The following is a 19,947-nucleotide window of genomic DNA, read 5'->3' on the forward strand; positions in this document are numbered from 1 at the left end:
TTTCATACTTTTTGCTATACCTTTTGTATGGCTCAACAAATTGGAATGACAGGGCCTCATCCAAGGACAAGTTCCCTTCTGGACCAAGGTTCTCAAGCATGAAGTTACAACTGAAACACAAGATGTTGCTCGGTATGGCCGTGCCTCTTCTCTTGATGCTGCTACTGTGCGGTATCGCCATCAATATCATGAACCAAATCGACTCAGGGGTAGAAAATATCTACAGCGACCGGGTTGTCCCACTCAAAGATCTCAAGAGCATAGGTGATGATTACGCCGTCTTTGTTATAGACGCGATCAACAAGGCCAATGCCGGAGACTTCAGTGCCGAACAAGCCAGTACCGCGCTCAATGAAGCTGACAGAAGCATCAAGCAGAAATGGCAGGATTACACAGCCACTCAGTTGACCGCCAGAGAATCACAACTGGTCAATGAAGCCAAGCGGCTGTTTATTCCCGCCGATGAGCAGATAAAGCGTCTGCAAAATAAATTGGCCACCCTGAGCGGTAATATTCAGGGCCAGCTCAGCCAGGAAATTATTCCTCTCTATCAGGTGATAGATCCCATCAGTGGCAAGATTGCCGAGTTGGTGACCCTGCAACTTGATGTCGCTAAACAAGAAAGAGAGCAAACCCAAAACCTCTACTCCTCTTCCGTTGTGCTGTTTATCTCCCTGGTCAGTGTCGCCATTATTGCTAGCTTACTACTCAGTGTCTGGGTCAACCGCAGCGTCATGTTACCCATAGGCGATATTCTCACTCAGTTAAAGAAGATTCGCAGCGACTCGGACCTAACTGTGCAATTCAAAACCTTCAACGCCGATGAACTGGGGCAGATATCCGATAACTTAAGAGATGTAATATCTCACCTCAGAGGGATCCTCAACAATATCGCCAATGCCGCCAATACGGTCAGCGACTCAGCGACAGAGCTCTCCAGCTTCACCCAACAAACCAACGAGCGGATGCACAGACAACAGGCTGAGACAGAGCAGACGGCTACTGCCATGAATGAAATGACCGCCACAGTCTCCGAAGTAGCCCAAAGCACCACGGCCGCTGCCGACTCCGCCCACAGCGCCGATGCCAGTGCCGCCAATGGCGATTCAATAGTGCAGGAGTCGATTGCCAGCATGGTGGCCCTCTCAGCGCAAATTCAGGGTACAGCGCAGGTGATCACCCACTTGGCCAATGAAAGCCAAAACATAGGCAGGGTATTGGATGTGATTAAGGGAATTGCCGAGCAAACCAATCTGCTGGCACTGAACGCCGCCATTGAGGCGGCCCGTGCCGGCGAGCAGGGGCGGGGCTTTGCCGTAGTGGCCGACGAGGTAAGAACCCTTGCCAGTCGTACCCACAGCTCAACCCAGGAGATTGAATCCATGATAGCCACACTGCAGACAGGTGTGCAGGAAGCGGTGACGGCGATGGAGCAAGGCATCACTCAGGTCGAACAGGCCAACAGCAAAGCCAATATGGCCGGTGAGGCCTTGAAAGAGATAGTGGTGTCTGTCGATTCCATTGCCCAGCTCAATACCCATATCGCTACCGCCGCCGAAGAGCAAAGCAGCGTGGCCGAAGATATCAATCGCAGCATTATGGCAATCAGCGACATCACCCAACAATCGGCCCAGGCAGCCAACGAGTTAACCGAGTCGGTCAGCAACTTAAGCCATCTGGCGGAAAACATGCGCGCCGAAGTGGCCCGCTTCCGTCTCTAACTCTCTGAGGGCCCTTCGGGGCCTATTTTTTATTCCCTGCCAACTCCAAGCCTTTTGTGAACCCAAAAACTTTGCCGCCATTCCTGGCAGCCCCCTCGAAAAAAGCCGTCTCCACAGCAGAGCAAGAAAGTGCCACAACCGCTAAAGACTACGACTGCAACTAAAACAAAACCGCGGACATGCCGCGGTTTTCGCCTGTGCCTGGAAAACTAGATTTTGAATTGGCTCACCGCCTGATGCAGATAGTCGGCGCGGTGACGAACCTCATCGGATGCCGTAGCATTCTCTTCTGCCGCCTGAGCCGACTCCTCGGCAATATCGCGGATCACCACCACATTCTTGTTCACCTCGGCGGCCACCATACTCTGCTCTTCAATGGCGGCAGCTATTTGAGTGCTCATATCCATAATATTGGTGACATCAGCATTGATCTGCGCAAGCAAGGTGCCGGCACTGGCCGCCTGCTGGGCACTCTCACCGCCCTGCTTTTGGCTCTGCTCCATAATATCCACTATCGAATGGGTGCGGCTCTGCAGGGTTTGAATGATACCAGCAATCTCTTCGGTCGACTCCTGAGTTCGCATCGCCAGGCTGCGCACCTCGTCGGCCACCACGGCAAAGCCCCGCCCCTGCTCGCCGGCACGGGCCGCTTCAATGGCGGCATTCAATGCCAACAGGTTGGTCTGTTCAGCGATACCGCGGATCACATCCAACACACTGCCTATGGTCTGGCTGTCTTTTTCAAGTTCGGCCACCACCTTGGCAGAGTCGTTCAGTTGTTGCGCCAAAGACTGGATCTTATTGATAGTATCTTCAACCTCAACCTGACCATCCTGCGCATTGTTGTGGGTCTGTTCCGCCTTACCTGCGGCCAGTTCAGTATTCTTGGCAATCTCGTCTATGGTAGCGCCCATCTCGGTGATCGCCGTAGCGACCATATCGGTTTCATTCAGCTGTTTCGACACGCCTTCCGAGGCGCTGATGGCATTGCGGGACAGCTCTTCACAGGAATGGCGCATGGCATCCACTGATTCGATAACCTGTTCGATCAGCTTCTGGAAACTCTCCACCATGCTGTTAAAATGACGTCCTATCATGCCCAGCTCATCGTTGGAGCCCACATCACAGCGCAGCGACAGATCTTTTTGAAGCTCGATGCGGGAAATGACATCCGTGATACGCTCGACCGGCCTCATAATACTGCGGATAATCATCACAGTACTGACCACCAACAACAAAGCAATAAGACCAAATAGTGCCAACCCCAGCATGAAGCTGTACTGCTGCTCGTTTTCCACCTTGGCTATTGCCAACTCTTTCAGCTTGGTAGATGAGCTTTCCGTGGCAAAAATCGCTTCTCGCAGCTGCCCCATCATGCCCTTGGACTCGTCGAGCCCCAACTCCTGCTCCTTGGCCACCAAACTCTTAAAGCTTTGCTGATATTTGCTCATCAGTTGCTCAATATTGCTACGAACACTGAAGTCCAGCAAACTGGCATTGAGCGCCTCATTGAAACGTTCGATATTGGTATCAAACTTATTGAGGTAGCTGAGATCCCGCCGCAACATAAAGTCTTTCTCATTACGCCTCAGTTGCAGCATCAACACCATAAGCTCAGACACATTATGCTCTGCCACCAAGCTTTCGACATTGTGCACCGCTGAGCGTAGCTCACCGTAGAGGCCACTCTTGGGGCTCAAACCTATCTCACGCTGTAATTGCACCACCCCGGTAAACAACTGCCGGTAGTTGGCAAAATCACGATTAAAGCTGTTTATCGGCGCCTCGGGGAGATCATACTCCTTGAAGATCAGTGCCAGTTCTTGCATCAACTGCGCCGTGGCCTGTGCTTCCTGCTGATGTATCTCGACATACTTGAGATCCTGGCGGCCAAAAAAATCCTTTTCATTCTTGCGCATGCTTAATACTTCTTTGTCCAGCTCAACCACTTTCTGGATGGCGATGGACAGTTCTGTCTGCACCGAGCTGGAATATTGCTGCAGTGCAAACATCAATACCAAGGCACCGATCGAAACGGCGGCACTCAGTAACAACTTGTGGCGAATAAGCATGGTGTTACCTCAATAAAAAGAGTCACTCTAAAAAAATAGTCGCAATTCTGTCCCCGTGTCAGTTGAGTTAATCCGGTAACAAAAATGTCATCTTATATTGTCAATGATTAACCTATTGAAAAACAGTCACTAGCCTTGTCACTGTGCAAAAAAAACTAAAATTTTTTCTATTAACTGAGTCAAAAAAACCGAAAGCGCCAAGCATCTGTCGTTCAAGGAAGGTTTTAACCCTACAAACAGCAATTGCATGCGATATTCAACAATCAGAAGTGAATCCAAGAAAGATCTAAGGAAAGTGCAAACAAGCCCCATGTATTCTCTGCGTCGGCTTACAGATCTGGATGCAAGGCGTGGTTCGCAGCAAATGGCTAAGTCCTTTGCATGCCGGTAATATCAACTGGATCTACTTATACAACAGCCAAAATGCAATCGATAAAGAAACCCTGAGTCTGGATGGCAAGTCTTTCGTACGGGATTGAGAATACAACAATCTGGGAGCCGTGGTAATGCCTCGGGCATACAGCGAGATGATGCGGTCATCGAAACCACCTAACTGCTTTTCATCTTTCTTTATCAGCTGAGAGGTGAAGGTGCCCTTGCGGTCACGAGGAATATCCAGCTTGATATCACCGTGAACGCTGCGCACTGTTTTCGTGGACTTCCCGTTACGAGAGTTGCCGGAGTTTTTACCTTCCGGTGCATGTTTTGCATAGCCAAGATGCTGTTCCATTTCGGCATTTAAGGCACGCTCAGTGACCTTTTTGGTGAGTTGCTTGAGAAGTCCAGCGTCACCGAGAATATCATCGGGAGAATTACAGCCAACGAGTAGCTGATTGATAAATTTGTCTGTTATTGGCATTCGACATTCCTTTTAAGAAGTTAAAAATGCCACTTACACAGATATTGTTACACTCTCAAATGTCAAACTGTTTGCCAATTGAAATGGTTTACATTTACATTTCAAGATATAACCATTACAAATCCATTGTTACCTCATGAGGTATAAACCGTTGGTATCAGCAACAAAAACTAACTGAGGGGCTACACATGTTGGCAAGTTATTATTTACCAAGGCGAAGGCTGAGCTATCACTTAGGATATCTATTCTTAGTGAGCATGTTCGCCACACCTGTATTGGCTCAAGACGATCAAACTAATTCACTTCCTATCCCAGAGGGTTATCAAGCCGTCTATCAACGTTCCGTTATCCAAGATGACGTGCCGATGACACTCACACGCTATGAACGGCAAGACGGGCAAAATACGGGCTTACAAGGTGAGCATTTCAGTACCTTATACAGTAAAGATGGGACACTCATGGGTTTTATGAATATTACGTCCAGCGTGGTGGCTCACCCCTTGCCTTCCGAGAAAGAAAGTGAGCGAGTAGCCCGTGAGTTCCTTGCATCGCAGGCTCCCGATCTGCTCACCAACATGCGTATTACCTCTATAGCAACCTATACAAAACCCCTACGTCTTACCGCCACTAACGAGACAGTCGATGTCTCTGGGGTAAGGGTTAAAGCCTACAATAACTCAAGCAGTAACTGGTTTTGGGTCGTCGTTGGCAATGGCAATCAAATCTTATCCTATGAAAGGGATGTCGGTTGGTCTTACATCAGATTCCAACGCAGCAGTGAATATTGGTTGGATGATCAATGGTTACTCAATCAAGGCTATTAGTCACCATCGTCTAATTTAAAGTGGAAACCATGATAGATAGTGTATAGAAAAGCAGGTGTGACTGTTTATTCTGTACACAAAATTTCTGTTCATCGTTCAGGCCTACTCGCCGTTCTGATTGAACCGATATGATTGCTGATATTGACACAATCTGTGAGTTCTGGTGCTGCTCATCACTCAACAAGGCGCGAGCGTGATAGTAAAAAAAGGGGGGCAATATGGATTCATTATCTCAAGCACTCTTAGGTGGTGCGATTCAAGGAGCAATGCTAGGGCACCAGCAAGGGCGACGCTCTTTAATTTACGGGGCGGCTTTAGCGACACTGCCAGATTTAGACGTATTTATCCGTTATGCCGATCCTGTATCAAACATGACATACCACCGTGGCTTTTCGCACTCCATTTTTGTTTTGCTCCTTCTCGCGGCACTGCTGACTTGGTTGATCGGTAAACGAGGGATCTCGTACAGTCACACCAGACTTTTTGTGACACTGTCACTAGTTCTCATCACTCATTCGCTACTTGATTCGTTTACTATCTATGGTACGCAACTTTTCTGGCCACTTGGGATCAAGCCAGAAAGCTGGTCAGCTATTTTTATTATTGACCCCATTTATACTCTTCCCCTATTGGCGGCCGTTATTTGCTTTATAAACAAAGGTTTTTCGTCCAAGATCCGGCGGCTCTTAGTGATCTCTATAGTCTTCTCGACGGGCTACCTGTTATTTGGCTTGTTAGGGAAAAATGCAGCTGAAAACCGTGTTGCCAACTTTTTTCAAACCCAAGGTATTGAAGTTTCGGAGTTGCGAGCCGTACCTACCCCCTATAACACCTTAGTTTGGCGTGTTATAGGAAAAAGTCCTGATGGTAATTATCATGAGGTGATCACCAGTTGGTTCGACAAAGGCAACCCAGAGTGGATAACGCAACCACTCAACTTGGATCTCGCCCAAGTACTTGACGGGAACGAGTTACACCAACGTCTTAAATGGTTTACGGGCGACTGGTTACGTTATGATATCATTGATAACAACTTAGTAGTCAGCGATTTGCGCATGGGGATCCCTACTTTGTACACCTTCCGCTTTTCAGTCGCTGAGTGTACAGACTCTGGCTCTCTCGTGGCAAGTGTACCCGAGACTTGGCCTAGCCGTATGGCCTCATCAGCAGAAACGCAGATGATTTTTGGTCGAATCTTCCAACAAGATCCCCCGTTGCCACTGACGCAATGGCAACAGCAAAATCTCTCCAATACGAATACGCTCGTGTGTAGCAATGCGGTATCACCACAAATACCATCACAGACCATCACAAACAGCTAAATCACAGGTGGCTCTAAGGAAGGCGCGAACAAGCCCCATGTATTCTCTGCGTCGGCTTACAGACCTGGATGCAAGGCGTGGTTCGTAAATCCTTAGCAAGAAGCACAACACAGCAGGCAGGCCCTGTAAACGACTCTCTTCGGGGCTTTCACAGCAACCGGCTCTCTACAAAAGAGAACGCCGATAGGGCTTATTCGCACCTTCCCTAACAATTACTTTTCCACCACCAGATAAATTCTTGGTTTTTTTAATTCTTTTTTAAACCTTTTAAGCGGGTCAAACTATCCAATTACCATGACTCGCCCAAACCATTAAGGACAGCCCAGTGAATGCCAGCCCGCAGCTGACAGAAACCAGATACCAGCAAGAAGTGGACTTCCCGCTGGTGCAGCGTGCCCGTTTGGGGGACAAACTTGCCTTCGCCGAGCTCTACCGTCTGCACCATGGCAGAGTCTATGCATTGTGTTTGCACCTGGCCGGCCAGGTGCCACTGGCAGAAGAGATGACCCAGGACTGCTTTATCCGTGCCTGGGAGAAGCTGGACCAATTCCGCGGTGAAAGCAAATTCAGTACCTGGCTGCACAGCCTGAGCGTCAATCAGGCATTGAGTAGTTTGAAAAAGCAGCGCAGCTTCTGGGCCAGATTTCTGCCTGTAACCACAGAGGCAGACACAGAAGAGTCAACCACAACCCACACGGAGGAAACCTCTGTGTTGGAGCGCAAGATCCTCAAGTTACCCGAGCGGGCCAGAGTCGTGTTTGTGCTGTTTGCCATTGAGGGCTATAGCCATGAAGAGATAGCCGCCATGATGGGCACAAGTACCGGTACCAGCAAGGCGCAGTACCACAGGGCAAGAAACTTGCTTCAGGAGATGTTGTCATGAACAAGCAGCCAACATTGGAACAACTGCTAGAACAACTGCCACGGGAAAAAACACCCGAGCGCGACCTCTGGCCTGAAATCGCCGCCAGGCTGGAACCATCTCAGCCACCCAAGGCCGCAAACGCCAGCAACGGCTGGCGCAATCTGGCTATCGCCTGCAGCCTGCTATTGGTGTCTCTGCTCGGCTATCAGGGCTTGCAGCAACAACCCCAAAGCCGCGTCGACCCACAGATGCTGGCCATGCTGGAGCAGTTGCAGTATCAACACCAACAACAGGTGAAACAACTGGAAGCCAGTGTCAATTTCGGCCAATGGCAAAAGGTCAGCATGACCACGCCGCTCAGTCGCGGCATAGATGAACTCAGGGAAGCCGCCACGCAGATATTCCAGGCACTAAAACAAGACCCGACCGATCAACAACTTTGGCAACTCTGGCTTTGGGTACAGCAAAGGGAGATAGAGCTGCTCACCCGGGGTGAACAACTGCCCACTCAACTCGACCAACAAGGAATCAGCATATGAACAAGATATCACTAACCCTACTCTCTTCAGCCCTGCTGCTGAGCCCGGTATTGCAGGCGGCCGAGAAGGTCGATCAAAGCGCGGCGCTGGAGTCCGGAGCTAAATTGAATATCAAGATCCAACGGGGAGAAGTGAAGATCCGCAGTTGGGACAAGGCTGAAGTCGCCATCAAGGGCAAGCTGGATGAGCTCAGTGAAGGCCTGGTGTTTGGTCAGCAGGGCGGCAGCTTTGTTATCGAAGACAAGCTGCCCAAGAGCTATAACAGCCGGGACAAAGACGGCTCAAAGCTGGAGATCTTTCTGCCCGCCACCGTCAATATGAAGCTCAAAGGCGTTTCCGCCGATTATGACCTTCAAGGATTGGAGGGTGAGATCAACTCAGCCAATGTCAGTGGCGATATCAAGGGCCAGGATCTCAAAGGCAATCTGCAACTGACCACGGTTTCCGGCAGTATCCACACCCAGAGCAACCAGGGTGAACTGTATCTGGAAACCGTTTCCGGCGACATTGAGGATAAACAGAGTCTGGGCAAGGTGAGTTATCGCCTGGTGAGCGGCGAACTAAACGCCGAGAGTGATGCCATAGAAGTGGAGCTGGATCAGGTCTCGGGCAAGAGTCAATTGACCCTCAAGGCTCCCGAGTCACTCAAGGCCAGAACCGTCAGTGGCGACTTGAGTATTGCCATGCAAAGCCTGGCCGGCAATGCCAATGTCGATAGCGTCAGTGGCGATATTGAACTCAAGTTTGCCAAACTGCCGAATGCCGCCTTTGATATCAGCGGTGGCCCAGGTGGCAAGATTGACAACCAACTGACCCAGGACTCACCGAAAAAAGCCAAGTACACCAAGGCTGAATCGCTGCAATTCCAAAGCGGTTCCGGCCAAGCCGATGTCAGTATCAACACCATCAGTGGCCGGATTAAACTGCAGCAATAATCAGCTGTATCGCACCAAGGCCTCCGGCTGGCCTTGGTGCCTTTTCTTCAGCCTACCGAGGCTATCTCCGCTTCGGTCAGATAACGCCACTCACCGGGTTCCAGTTCGCTATCCAGTTCTATGGCGCCGATTGACTCACGATGCAGGGCTCCCACTTTGTTGCCCACAGCGGCAAACATACGTTTCACCTGATGATATTTACCTTCGGTAATGGTTAACAAGACTTCAGTCGGGCTAATTAACTGCAGCTGCGCCGGCCGGGTCAGCCCCTCTTCCCGGTGCAGCGCCAGGCCAGCGGCAAATTGTGGGATCAAGTCTTCAGTAACAGGGCTGGCCAGCCACACCCGGTAGCGTTTGCCGCATTCCTTCTTGGGAGAGGTTAGCTTATGCGACCACTGGCCATCATCGGTAATCAACACCAGACCTGTGGTATCAGCATCCAGGCGCCCGGCAATGTGCAGGCTCTCGGGCTTTTCTATCTCCAGTAGACTGATGACCGAAGGATAGACCTCATCCACGGTTGAGCAAATGGTATCGACCGGCTTATGCAACATCAGATATCTGTTGCCTATCAAGCTGATAGGCTCACCGTCGAAGCACACTTTCATGCCGTCACGCACCTTGAAGCTGGAGTCCTTGACGATTTCACCATCGACACTGATTTCACCGCGGTGCAGCGCCTTCTTGGCCATGGAACGGGTCAGCTCTGTAGACTCACAGATAAATTTATCTAAACGCACTTGGCTATCCAACCTCTTGAGTTATGCCGTGTCAATTGCGCGCCATTATGGAGCCTGACAAGCTAAAGGGCAAAGACTGTCAAACGCTCACTCAAATAAGCGCCTGTAACCTTTGCTTACAACTCCCGCGTCGCCGAAGCTCACTGTCGTCGCAGCGGGACTTGTTTACATTCCCACACAGGCCTTAACATAGGCATCACTGCGGTTTTTCCCGAACAAACGGGTGTGCAGCCAATCTGATAAAAATGTCCCCTAGCGGGACAGCAAAGAACAAAGAAAAGGAAACAGCATGAGAAAAGTACTCATTGGGGGATTGTGTGCCTCACTCATCGCAGGCCTATCTGCCTGTAATGACAAAACGGCTGAAACCCAGGCTGAAGCAGCCAAACAGCCGGAAGTCGCCAAAACCGCAACTGCCGCCGCCGTCAGCCAAGCCCTGGGCTCGGGGATTGAATTTGCCAACTTTGATAAGTCTGTTCGTCCTCAGGATGACTTCTATACCTATGTCAACGGCGGCTGGATCAAGAACACAGAGATCCCGGCAGATCGCACCAGCACAGGCGCATTCTATGACCTCAGGGAAAAATCCCGTGACGATGTCAAAGCCATTATTGAAGAAGTGGCGCAGAGCAAAGATCTCAAGCCCGGCAGCGACGAGCAAAAAGTGGCCGACCTTTACCGCTCCTTTATGGACAGCGATACGCTCAACCAGCTAGGGATCAAGCCACTGGAGAGCGAGCTGGCAATCATAGATGCCATCAAAGACAAGCAAGCACTGGCGGCCTACTTCGGCAAGAGCCAAATTCTCGGTGGCGGCACGCCCATGGCCTTCTATATCGATGTCGATGCCAAGGACTCCAGCCGCTATGCCACCCATATCTGGCAATACGGCCTGAGCCTGCCGGAGAAAGACTATTACTTCAACGAAGGTGAGCGTTTCGTCAACATCCGCAAGGCCTTTGTTGAGCATATCGCCAAGATGTTCACCCTGGCCGGTTTTGCCGAGCCACAACAAAGCGCCGAAGCCATCATGAAGCTGGAAACCGCTATTGCCGCCAAGCATTGGGATGTGGTTGAAAGCCGTGACAGCACCAAGACCTACAACAAGTTTGAGGTCAAAGAACTGTCAACACTGGCGCCGGACATCGACTGGAACGCCTACCTGACTGCGCTTGGCGCCGACAAGCAAGCCGATATCATCATCAATCAGCCCAGCTTTATCGAAGGCCTGAACCAGATAGTTAAAGACACAGATCTGGCGACCTGGAAAACATATATGCGCTGGCAGCTGTTGACCCACTTCGCCTCAGATCTGAGCGAGCCGCTGGATAAAGAAAACTTCGAGTTCTTCGCCAAGACACTCAACGGCCAGCAAGAACAGGAACCTCGTTGGAAGCGCGGTGTTGCCAAGGTCAACAGCCTGCTGGGTGAAGTCGTGGGTAAAGTATACGTCAAGCGCCACTTCGCCCCTGAAGCCAAGGAGCGGATGGAGCATCTGGTGGAAAACCTGCGCGGTGCCTACGCCGACAGCATAGATGAACTTGAGTGGATGGGCGCAGACACCAAAGTTGCCGCCAAGGAAAAACTGGCCAAGTTCAACCCGAAAATCGGCTATCCCGACAAGTGGGAAGACTACAGCAAGCTGACTATCAAGGCTGACGACCTGGTCGGTAACGAGATCCGCGCCGGTGAAGTGGAACATCAGAAACAACTGGCCAAGTTGGGCAGCCCCATAGACAAGGGCGAATGGCACATGACGCCACAAACCGTCAACGCCTACTACAACCCGACCATGAACGAAATCGTGTTCCCGGCCGCCATCTTGCAGCCACCTTTCTTTAATATGGCTGCCGACGATGCCGTCAACTATGGTGGTATAGGTGCGGTTATCGGCCATGAGATGGGGCACGGCTTTGACGATCAGGGTGCCAAGTTCGACGGCGAAGGCAATATGCGCGACTGGTGGACCGAGCAGGATCTGAAAGAATTTGCCGCTCGCGGCAAGGCGCTTATCGCCCAGTACGACGGCTACTATGTGTTTGACGACCTACACGTTAACGGCAGTCTGACCCTGGGTGAAAATATCGGCGATCTCTCTGGCGTCACCATAGCCTACAAGGCCTACAAAAAATCCTTGGCGGGCAAAGAGGCTCCGGTAATCGACGGTCTGAGCGGTGATGAACGCTTCTTCCTCGGATTCGCCCAAATCTGGCGTGCCAAGATCAAAGAGGAAGCCATGCGCAACCGAGTGGCCACAGATCCTCATTCACCGGCTAAGTTCCGCGCCATAGGTTCACTGTCCAATATGCCGCAGTTCTACAGCACATTTGACGTGAAGCCAGGTGACGGCATGTATATTGAGCCGGCCCAGCGCGTAAAAATCTGGTAATTTTACGCTTGCCAACAAAGGCGCCTCAAGGCGCCTTTGTTTTTAGATGAATAAAGTTTCATTTGAGGTTCAGCAAGGGTTCAGAGCCAAGTGCTACATTGGAGTCAAAGCCACTTAGAAGTCATTCTGGATGCGAGGCCCCATGACCCGATTATTCCGCACTTTCCTGGTTTTCCTGTTATTGCTTTCGGCGCGCACCGCCTACGCTCAGCCTTCAGAGTATGAAGCTGAACCAAGAGACGACAGCGGCTACAGCCAGCGCCAAAACTCGGCCCATCCATTCAATGCCCTCAAGAAACAAAGCTTCAGCGCCCCAAGGCAGCCCGTCTCCAGCCTCAATGCCCTCTACCAGCAGGCACCGATGGCACAAAATGAATTGCACAGTCTCCTGTCACAGATAGCCAATCAGAGCGAGACTGAGCTGCTCCTTGCCAAAGTGAAAGAGCGTCAACGGGCCGAAGCCAAGGTGGCGCACAAGCTGAATAACGACCCCGCCGCCCTGACAGATCTGGTGCGAGCCACCCTGATAGCCGACAACCTTGATGACCTGCAGCTGGCCTTTGACACCCTGAATCAACAGGCCAATGTGCTACAGGTCAAAGACAGGTTTGCCCAGCCAAAGGCCTCTGGCTATCGGGATATCAACCTGCTGCTGCAACTGCCGAAAAGTGGCCTGATTGCCGAAGTTCAGTTGCACTTAAGGGAGATTGCCGCCATCAAAAACGGCGCCGAGCACCAAGTCTATGAAGAGGTGCAGGCGATGGAACATAAGGCTGCCCGCGAGCAAAGGCCGCTGAGCGAGCTGGAACTGGCCCGGATCCAGAAGCTGCGCCAGGAATCACACAAGCTGTACCACAAGGCCTGGTTAGGTTATAAACGCCAACAAACCCAGACTCTTGGCATAGAAAATACCATAGTCGCCTGACAAAGCTTGTCAACGGCCAACAAGCCGCTATACTCCAGCGCATTGACCCTCGGCCAAAGCGTAAAATCATGCATGAAATCATAGAGCAACTGCAGGAACTGTCAGAGCAGGTTCCTGTACCGCTGGATCTGCCCGGCTTTGACGATCTGGTGGATATCGAAGAGCAAATACTCATCCCTTTGCCTGCGGAGCTGAAAGAATATCTGCTGCATGCCAGCGATGTTATCTATGGCAGCCTGGAGCCGGTGACCGCTGCCGATCCCCAGTCCCACACCTATCTGCCGGAAGTGACCTCCTATGCCTGGTCGCTGGGAATGCCCAGAGATCTGATTGCCATCTGCCAAACCGGTGATGACTTTTACTGCATAGATCAGGAAGGTGTGGTCTACTTCTGGAATCAAGACGGCCTGGATGAAGAAGATTGCTGGGAGTCATTCTGGCAATGGGTCGAAGACGTCTGGCTGCAAAGCTGACACAGGCCGGCATGCCCTGGGCGCCCCCCATCAGACACATAGAAAAAACAGGAAGCATTATGTCCAAACAATATCCGCTCAACGCCATCGAATTTCAGTGCCTGCGCCAATCTCTTGGCTTGGGTACCGCCCAGGCCGCCGAGTTACTGAAAGTCGATGAAGCCGAGTTGCTCTCCTGGGAAACGGGCGAGGCGCAGGTAAGCGAACTGGCTCAGAAAAAACTGCTGGAAATCGACGATATTATCGAGATGCAGGTGCTGAACACCTGTGATGGTATCGAGGCCATGTTCAAGAAAGAACCCAAGCGCCGTTTGGCCTTTGTGGTTTATCCTACCCAGGCGATTTACACCCAGTACAACCCTGAGTTTTTAAGCTCGCTGCCACTCACTGAGTTGTACAATACCGCCGCCTGGCGGATCAAGAAAGAGTGCAAACTGGTGCTGGAAGTGGATATCAGCCTGGTGCCACTGGATGTGGAATCCTACAAGGCCTTCAGAGAGCAGCAAGGCGGGCTGGGGGAGAGCCGCGAAAGCCGCGCCAAGTGGGCGGCCGCACAGCTCTGAAATATCACGGCCCCGAAATACTGCGGCTTTAAACCAGAGTTTGATTAATCAGTTAAATTGGCGCTGGCTTTGTCCAGCGCCTTTTTCATTGCCGGACGCAGGTTAAGCCTGTCTCGGTAAGCCGCCAGTTTGGGCGGGATCTGCTGCTCAAAAATGGTGGCCCAGTTCAGAGTATGGGCCAGCAGTATATCGGCCACAGTCAATTCATCACCGAGCAAGAATGGGCTATCAGGCAGCCACTGCTCGGCAATGGCCGCGGCCTTGTTGAACTCCCATACGGCAGTGGCTTGAATCGCCGCCACCCGCTGCTCCTCCGGCAAGGCAAACCTGTGCTTGCCCATGGTCCATAACGGCTGCTCCAACTCGGTTATCACAAAGCTCAACCATTGATGATGATGCCCGGAGGCTGCCGTGCCTGGCTTGGGCAACAGACGCCCCTCACCGTAACGCTCGGCCAGATAGAGCATAATGGCCGCCGATTCGGTCAATACCAGACCGTCATCCTCGAGCACGGGGATTTTACCGCAGGGATTAAGCGCCAGGAACTCAGGAGTGCGGTTCTGCTGCTTGGCCATATCAACAAAGTGAAACTCCCAGGGCAGTTCCAGCTCTTCCAACAACCAGGAAACCCGCAGCGCCCGGCTTCGCGGCGTGCCATAGAGTCGAATCATATTACTTTCCTTAAATTGCCCTGTCGCCATAAGCAATGGCTAACGCAGGTATGGTGGCAGAAAAGGCGCCCGCAGGCGCCATGATGATAAGGTCAACAGCAACAAGATACTCCCACTGCCTCAAGCTTGTCACTCAGTCCTTATTTCTCGGCTCTTATGTCTCACTTCTTATCTTAACTCTCCAGCATCCGGCCCTTGTCAGTTTGCCATCAAGGGCCGGGGGCCTGCTCAGAAGTTAAGACTAACCTTGGTGTAGATGAAACGGCCTCTGGGGTTATGCACAGACATCACATAGCCATAGAGATCGCCATCGCCATCGCCTATGGCAAACGGCGGCTCTTCATCCAACAGGTTGTTGACCCCGAGCGTCCACTTGAACATCTCGTTGAAACGGTAGGAAGCCTGCAAGTCCACCAGGAACTGGGCATCCACCATACGTGACTTGTTCTCGGTAAAGTCGAGGGCGCCGTCGAAGTTGATATCCGGCGTATCCTCAAATTCACCTATGTAGCTGACATTGAGGTTGGCGGCAAAGTCGCCCATGGTCCAGTTAGTGCTGGCCAGCCAGCGGTACTGGGGATACTCATACTCGCCGGTATAATCCAGGCCGTCCTTTTCAAACTTGTCCAGATAGCTCCACTCAAGGCCAAACTTGAGATCGCCATAGCTGTCCAGCTCCAGGCCGTAGTGAGCCGAGATATCCAGGCCCTGGGCCTCCTGGGAGCTTAAGTTAACAAAGCTTGAGTGAATCACATCAAGCACCCCGAGCGGCTCGCCACCGGCGGGGGGCAGGCGCACACAGATAGCGCTGTTTTGATCATTACAGTTGGCGGCATAGATATCGCCCAGAGGCTGCTCGTCTATCTTGTTGTCCTGGGTGATGTTCCAGATATCGAAGCCGATATCGAACTTCTGGCTCGGCGCCCAGATCATGCCGATGTTCCAGGTTTCCGACTCCTCGGCGTCCAGATCCGGGTTACCGGCAAATACCGTGTTGTAATCCAGTACCTCACAGTCGGCCTCGGAGATACCCTGAGCGGCGCAGGCATAGGTATCTTTAAAGAAGTTACTCTTTTCCGAAGGGCCCAGGCCTATCTGAGCCAACGATGGTGCCCGGAATCCCTGGGCCCAGGAGGCGCGCATACTCAAGTCTTCCGTCATGCCCCAGTGGAATGCCACCTTAGGATTGGTGGTGGAGCCAAAATCGCTGTAATGATCGTAGCGCCCCGCCAGTTGCAGCTCAAAGCTGTCGGTCACCGGAATGGAAAACTCCAGGTAGGCGGCATACTGATCGCGCTCGGCCGCGGCGGAAACCGCTTCAGTCCCGAAGATAAGCCCGCGCTGGAACTGCTCATCGGGCACATCGCTGACATCCTCTTCACGATATTCCATCCCGGCGGCCAGCATGATATCCCTGTCTGCCAGGGTAAAGGCATGCCCCGAAATGCTGGCATCATAGGCGGTAATATGTGACTTGCCCTGACGCACCAGACTGGTGGTAATGGCATCTATCACCTCGGGTGAGTTGATGGTGCCGCCAAAGGGGTTGTAGTTGCCGAGATTGATTTGCTCCTGCAGATAGTCCACCCGCACCCAGCCCTGGCTGCGATCCCCTGTCTGGGTCGACTCACTGCGCCCCTTTTGGGCCGAGACTTCCCAGTCCCACTCCTTGAAGCTGCCGCGCAGACCGGCCACTAATCTCAAGCTGTCGGACTCGATATCCCAGCGGCGGGGACCGGCATCCACTGTGCGGAAGCGACCTATGTCAATATCCTGACCAAAAGGATTGTTGGGATGTGAACCGGGAACCGTCAAACCGGCGGTTTCATCCAGCGGTGTGGCGGCGCCACCGGCCTTGGAAGTATTGTGCTGAGCCGCCAACTCCAAAAAGGCGGTCAGGGAGTCACTCAGGTGATACTCAAACTGACCTATGGCGCCTATGCGCTCGGCCTCGGGGATCACCAAGTTATAGGGGCCATAATCGAACAGGCAGCTGCCGCTCGATGTGGCGGAATCGGCCGGACAAGCCGGATCTATGGTCTTGACGCCATTGACATAGAAATACCCGGGAAAGCCCCGCGAGGAACGGAAATCCTCCCCGCCCCAGGGCGACTGATTGGCGGTACCAAACTGCCCCATCTCATCGGCGCTCAGGGTCGAGTTGCTGAAGTAATCCAGGATCACAGACGCGCTGCCCTTGTCACTCATGGTGCCCCACACCAGACTGGCGGTCTTTTCGTTGTAATTGGGGCCATCTGTGGCGCCATAGCCGAGATTGACTTCAATGCCTTCGATGTTTTTCCTCAGCACTATGTTGACCACCCCGGCGATGGCATCCGAGCCATAGATGGCCGAGGCGCCGTCCTTGAGTATATCTATCCGCTCAATGGCCGATACGGGAATGCTGTTGATATCGACAAAAGAATTGCTGACCCCTTCGGCAAAGGCGCTGATGGAAACCCGGCGACCATTGATCAGCACTAAGGTTGCATCCGGCCCCATGCCACGCAGGCTGATGGCGGCGGCACCGTTGGCGGTAGAGTCCTGGCTGTTGCCGCGGGTGGAGAAAGTGCCGGCCCCGGCCGCCGGCATTCTTTCCAGCAACTGCTGCAGGTTGTCGTAGCCCATGTTGGCAATATCTTCCTTGCCTATGGATTGAATGGGCGATGGGCCTTCCATATCGGTACGTTTGATCCGCGAGCCTGTGACTTCGATACGCTCCACAGACTCCTCGGCCGCGAAGGATTCTCCGGTAGGGGTCAAGGCAAGTGCGACGGCGCAGGCACTCAGGACAAGGTGAGGTCTGTTCATAATTATCCCTAATTTCTTCAGCTGTTTTTGTGGAAAACAACCACGACTACAAACTTCCGTGTTGTCATATTTCTTAACATTTACCGATTCAACTTAACTCTTTAATATCTAAAGTCAATGCCTCTACCCGAGGTAAATTTGATTTTACTGATATAGGAAGTCGCCATGTCCACAGCCGCCGCGCCACTGCTTCAGGCTCGCTTTGCCGATAATATCGCCAACATAAGCGCCGAGCTAACCGAGCGTAAGCTAGTGGTGCGCCGCGGCCTGCTGACCCGCACCGAAAATACTGTGCCCTTGGATAAAATCACCGACATGGCGCTTATTCAGCGGCCACTGATGCGCCTGTTCGGTCTGAAGAAACTCAAGCAGGAAACCGCCGGACAATCCGGCAATGACGCCCTGATAAGCCTGGTTGGCATAGTCGATGCTGACGGATTTCGCGCCGCAGTGCTGGCACTGGTGTTTCTCAACCTGGGTGCCGGTACCATGCATGACTCAGGAGCCTCCTTTGCCGACTCGGGAGCCCAGTTTGCCGGGCAGTTGATCTCCCTCTACGCCAGCGTGCTCGGGGAGTGGGGCCGTATGCTTATCGCCTTGGTGGCGCTGCTGTGTATTTTCTCCACCACTGTCACTGTGCTCTATGATTACAACAGCACCCTGGATGCCGGTTGGCGCCTGCTGCTTGAGCGCCGCCCCAGCGGTAAACGCCTGGCGGTGATCCTGCTGGTTATGTCGCTGCTGGCCTTGCTGCTGTTCCTGTTCTTCAAGGGTGCCTTGCTATCACTGTTGGAATTGGTGATGATCCAGGCCTTTATGACCACCTGCATTTTTGCCTGGTTGAATCTACGGCTGATGAGTTCCAAAACCCTGCCGACTGAGATCCGTTACGGCAAGGGCATGCAACTCTGGGGCTGGCTGGGACTCGGTTACCTGTTTGGCTTTGCGCTGCTGTTTATCTATTGGTCTTGCTACATCAAATAAGGAAGTTGCATGAACTGCTCACCGCTGGCAAAGCCGCGCTTTTTAGGGCCAAACCTCTCATCGACAGTCAAAGGCATCACCATGGCCTGCATGCTGGGATTCACTTTAAGCCTGAGCGCGGCGCCAGGGCCCAAACAAGAGCCGGCACCAGGCAAGGGTTCGGCGCCATCTGCCTGCCACAGCCAAGAGCTGACACAACAGCTGCAGCTGATAATCAAGCAAAACCCCCTGCCCTTCAGCGGCGTAATCGAGTTAAGGCAAGGTAAAAAGACACTGCTGAGCCATGCGGCCGGAGAAAGCCAGGGCAAACCCATCACCTCTGATAGCCAATTTGTGCTGGGTTCACTGTCAAAGCAAGTGTTTGCCGTCTTGGTGATGCGGGCGATAGAAAGAGGCGATTTCAAGCTCAATGACAGCGCCGCCGCCCTGCTCGGCAAAAAGGCCGAACTGGATCCGGCCATCACAGTCGCCATGTTGCTGAGCCACACATCCGGCATAGGCATCCAAGGACAAGCCTTGCTGTTCACCCCGGGCAGCGATTTTAAATACAGCAATGACAATTATTGGCTGCTGGCCGAGATCCTCAAGCGTAACGGCAGCAGCAGTACTCAATTGCTGCAACGCTTCTTTGATGCCGAGGGGCTTGAGCTCAAGGCCCGCACCGGCAGTATTGAAAGTATCCAGGAACAGTTACCCCATCTGGCGATAGGAAGAACCGAGACAGACAGCGGCTTTGAGAGCGTGGCCGAGCAGTTGACTCTCACAGATAAGCTGCTGGCCAGCGGCGCCCTTATTGGCTCCGCCTCTGCCTTTGCCGACTTTCAGCAGGCCCTGCATCAGGGGCAACTACTGAGCCCTGGCGGCTATCTGCAACTGCTGGCGCCAAGAGGCAAACGCCCCCATCGTTGGGGCGAGCTGAATTATGCCGCCGGAATACAACTGAGCCCTGAGTTGCCCCTGGAGTTCAGCCACAGTGGTTACATAGCGGGTTATATCAGCACGGCGATTTATTATCCGGACTCGGGCTTCAATCTGGTGGTGCTGGAAAACACCTCTTGGTCACTCAAAGATATAGGCCGGGTGTTCGCCCTTCACGACAAGCTGCGACAAGCGGTGCGCGAAACGGCCGCGAACTGTCCACTGGAAAAAGCGGCAAATCTGCCCGGCTTTTAGGTATAATGCCGCAATACTGCGGAGCCTCCGCGCCTAACGCACCTAAGTCAATCGCCAGACAGTGTTAAAACTAAGCCGGGA

15 protein-coding genes and 2 pseudogenes are annotated in these 19,947 nt (G+C 52.6%); 12 read left to right on the top strand and 5 right to left on the bottom strand.

Annotation, left to right across the window (positions count from 1 at the left end):
- Window positions 1-98 precede the first annotated feature (98 nt).
- Window positions 99-1,721: a methyl-accepting chemotaxis protein gene (locus AYI96_RS10930; protein ID WP_071476719.1), complete on the top strand. Its 1,623-nt coding sequence runs from the start codon at window positions 99-101 to the stop codon at window positions 1,719-1,721.
- Window positions 1,722-1,930: 209 nt separating this feature from the next.
- On the opposite strand, the gene AYI96_RS10935 is transcribed toward AYI96_RS10930, so the two are convergent.
- Entirely contained in the window at window positions 1,931-3,793 is a 1,863-nt protein-coding gene (locus AYI96_RS10935; protein ID WP_039035553.1) for a methyl-accepting chemotaxis protein, read from the bottom strand.
- A gap of 499 nt (window positions 3,794-4,292) precedes the next feature.
- A pseudogene (locus tag AYI96_RS10940) lies at window positions 4,293-4,652 on the bottom strand (transposase); the annotation flags it as partial.
- Window positions 4,653-4,840: 188 nt separating this feature from the next.
- Between AYI96_RS10940 and AYI96_RS10945 the strand changes: the two are divergent.
- The 5 genes from AYI96_RS10945 (at window position 4,841) to AYI96_RS10965 (ending at window position 9,137) form a co-directional block, all read left to right on the top strand.
- Window positions 4,841-5,476 carry a hypothetical protein gene (locus tag AYI96_RS10945; protein ID WP_143078420.1) on the top strand — a complete coding sequence of 212 codons (636 nt, stop codon included), beginning with the start codon at window positions 4,841-4,843 and terminating at the stop codon, window positions 5,474-5,476.
- 218 nt (window positions 5,477-5,694) lie between these two features.
- Window positions 5,695-6,798 (top strand): metal-dependent hydrolase, encoded by a 1,104-nt coding sequence (locus AYI96_RS10950; RefSeq protein ID WP_082014351.1) that lies wholly within the window; start codon window positions 5,695-5,697, stop codon window positions 6,796-6,798.
- A gap of 325 nt (window positions 6,799-7,123) precedes the next feature.
- The gene (locus AYI96_RS10955; protein ID WP_371873330.1) at window positions 7,124-7,681 is read left to right on the top strand and encodes an RNA polymerase sigma factor; all 558 of its coding nucleotides are present in this window, start codon (window positions 7,124-7,126) and stop codon (window positions 7,679-7,681) included.
- Entirely contained in the window at window positions 7,678-8,202 is a 525-nt protein-coding gene (locus AYI96_RS10960) for a hypothetical protein (protein ID WP_039035554.1), read from the top strand. The genes AYI96_RS10955 and AYI96_RS10960 overlap by 4 nt, the downstream gene beginning before the upstream one ends.
- Entirely contained in the window at window positions 8,199-9,137 is a 939-nt protein-coding gene (locus tag AYI96_RS10965; RefSeq protein WP_144361600.1) for a DUF4097 family beta strand repeat-containing protein, read from the top strand. Before AYI96_RS10960 ends, AYI96_RS10965 begins: the two co-directional genes overlap by 4 nt.
- Before the next feature lie 47 nt (window positions 9,138-9,184).
- Here AYI96_RS10965 and rsuA read toward each other — a convergent pair whose 3' ends face one another.
- Window positions 9,185-9,877 carry a 16S rRNA pseudouridine(516) synthase RsuA gene (rsuA, locus tag AYI96_RS10970; protein ID WP_144361601.1) on the bottom strand — a complete coding sequence of 231 codons (693 nt, stop codon included), beginning with the start codon at window positions 9,875-9,877 and terminating at the stop codon, window positions 9,185-9,187.
- A 289-nt stretch (window positions 9,878-10,166) separates the two neighbouring features.
- Between rsuA and AYI96_RS10975 the strand changes: the two genes are divergently transcribed.
- The 4 genes from AYI96_RS10975 to AYI96_RS10990 all read left to right on the top strand — a co-directional run bounded on the left by AYI96_RS10975 (window position 10,167) and on the right by AYI96_RS10990 (window position 14,227).
- Entirely contained in the window at window positions 10,167-12,266 is a 2,100-nt protein-coding gene (locus AYI96_RS10975; protein ID WP_039035556.1) for a M13 family metallopeptidase, read from the top strand.
- Window positions 12,267-12,408: 142 nt separating this feature from the next.
- Complete coding sequence (locus AYI96_RS10980; RefSeq protein ID WP_144361602.1) at window positions 12,409-13,191, top strand: RelA/SpoT domain-containing protein; 783 nt, start codon at window positions 12,409-12,411, stop codon at window positions 13,189-13,191.
- Between the two features lie 68 nt (window positions 13,192-13,259).
- Entirely contained in the window at window positions 13,260-13,664 is a 405-nt protein-coding gene (locus AYI96_RS10985) for an SMI1/KNR4 family protein (protein WP_039035558.1), read from the top strand.
- A gap of 59 nt (window positions 13,665-13,723) precedes the next feature.
- Window positions 13,724-14,227, top strand: a complete 504-nt coding sequence (locus AYI96_RS10990) for a DUF4447 family protein (protein ID WP_025888809.1) — start codon at window positions 13,724-13,726, stop codon at window positions 14,225-14,227.
- 44 nt (window positions 14,228-14,271) lie between these two features.
- Here AYI96_RS10990 and AYI96_RS10995 read toward each other — a convergent pair whose 3' ends face one another.
- Both AYI96_RS10995 and AYI96_RS11000 read right to left on the bottom strand, forming a co-directional pair.
- Window positions 14,272-14,898: a glutathione S-transferase family protein gene (locus AYI96_RS10995; RefSeq protein WP_028780886.1), complete on the bottom strand. Its 627-nt coding sequence runs from the start codon at window positions 14,896-14,898 to the stop codon at window positions 14,272-14,274.
- A gap of 228 nt (window positions 14,899-15,126) precedes the next feature.
- On the bottom strand, window positions 15,127-17,709 hold the full coding sequence (locus tag AYI96_RS11000) for a TonB-dependent receptor (RefSeq protein WP_071477362.1): 2,583 nt from the start codon (window positions 17,707-17,709) through the stop codon (window positions 15,127-15,129).
- 213 nt (window positions 17,710-17,922) lie between these two features.
- Between AYI96_RS11000 and AYI96_RS20505 the strand changes: the two are divergent.
- Together AYI96_RS20505 and AYI96_RS11010 are read left to right on the top strand one after the other, a co-directional pair.
- Window positions 17,923-18,165 (top strand): annotated as a pseudogene (locus AYI96_RS20505) (PH domain-containing protein); the annotation flags it as partial.
- Between the two features lie 537 nt (window positions 18,166-18,702).
- Window positions 18,703-19,866, top strand: a complete 1,164-nt coding sequence (locus AYI96_RS11010) for a serine hydrolase domain-containing protein (protein ID WP_144361604.1) — start codon at window positions 18,703-18,705, stop codon at window positions 19,864-19,866.
- Window positions 19,867-19,947 lie beyond the last annotated feature (81 nt).

Source organism: Shewanella sp. MSW (assembly GCF_007636515.1).
Lineage (GTDB): Bacteria > Pseudomonadota > Gammaproteobacteria > Enterobacterales > Shewanellaceae > Shewanella > Shewanella indica.